The organism is Dietzia sp. NPDC055343 (genome assembly GCF_053645265.1).
In genome coordinates this window covers 1-1,055 of the sequence record NZ_JBSHMJ010000173.1, presented here as the reverse complement: position 1 = coordinate 1,055, position 1,055 = coordinate 1, and the positions used below count along the sequence as shown (strand labels likewise).

The following is a 1,055-nucleotide window of genomic DNA, read 5'->3' as shown; positions in this document are numbered from 1 at the left end:
GTTACGTATGGGGCGCGATGCCGTCATCTGTAGGGCGAGAATGAAATTGAGGAAACGCCGGCGCGTTCTTTATGGCGGCAGCTAGATCGACTCGCGGATCTTCATGTGTAATTTGGCTCACAATAGCGGCGGGCCTACGGAGTTCGCGACGCGGGGTGCGACTTGCGCATCTCCGAAATGCGCAATGCCGGCACCCGTTCGAGAACGAGTGCCGGCGTTGCGTTGACCGGTCAGCGGCTAGGCCGCTGGGTAGTCGGTGGGGATCAGAGCGACCCGGCGATGTTGCCGAGCGAACCGGTGATCGTGCCGTAGACGCCCTCGGCGGCGGCGGAGCCGGTGCCCACGAAGCCCTCGGCCGCGTCGGAGCCGGTGTCGATGAGGCTGTTGAAGAAGCCGAGGAAGCCGTTGAAGATCTGCTCGATCATGAGACGATCCTTTCGTTGTGAGCGGCACCGTGCTGTGCCGCTGCTGTCGTATTGCGGTCCGTGATGGACTCGTGAAGTACATCCCGAACTCGCTACGAAACGTTACGTCGGAACTCCGACATCTCCATCTTGAGGGGTTGCCGCACTGGGGTTTTCGAATGTGGGTCAACTTATCGGCGCTGGTTAGCGCCCCAAACTTGGACGTCTGTAATGTACGTCACAAACCAAGAAATCTGTGTAATCGGCGTACGCATAACCCTTCGCCAGCGCCCGCCGGGCCCGCGGGGGACAATGGACCGCATGACTGCGCACCCGCCCACCTCACCCGCGACCGTCCCCCTGCCGGCCGGCTTCCGAGCCCATGCCGGCTCCGCGGGTCTGCGCGAGGAGGGGGATGACGTTGTCGTCGTCGTCAACGAGGGCCCCGCCCCCGCCTCGTCGGCCGTCTTCACCCGGTCCCTCTTCGCCGGTCCCTCAGTCGTCCTCAGTCGTGCCAACGCGGCGTCCGGCCGCGCGCGCGGCCTGGTGGTGGTGGCCAAGAACGCCAACGTGGCCACCGGCGAGCAGGGCATGGCCAACGCGCGCGAGGTCCTCGACCGCGCCGCGGCGTCCGTCGGCGTGCCGCCCGAG

General features: G+C 65.4%; 2 protein-coding genes. One reads left to right on the top strand and one right to left on the bottom strand.

Going from position 1 to position 1,055, the window contains the following annotated elements; translation table 11 throughout:
* Window positions 1-263 precede the first annotated feature (263 nt).
* Window positions 264-425 carry a hypothetical protein gene (locus ACWIE7_RS19470; protein WP_454070375.1) on the bottom strand — a complete coding sequence of 54 codons (162 nt, stop codon included), beginning with the start codon at window positions 423-425 and terminating at the stop codon, window positions 264-266.
* Window positions 426-725: 300 nt separating this feature from the next.
* On the opposite strand from ACWIE7_RS19470, the gene ACWIE7_RS19465 reads away from it, so the two are divergent.
* Window positions 726-1,055, top strand: a 330-nt coding sequence (locus tag ACWIE7_RS19465) for a bifunctional ornithine acetyltransferase/N-acetylglutamate synthase (protein ID WP_454070374.1), incomplete at its 3' end; no start/stop codon positions are given.

What these genes read in the sequence shown, in the direction of transcription:
- ACWIE7_RS19470 (WP_454070375.1), bottom strand. Translation starts at nt 425, where the DNA reads ATGATCGAGCAGATCTTCAACGGCTTCCTCGGCTTCTTCAACAGCCTC.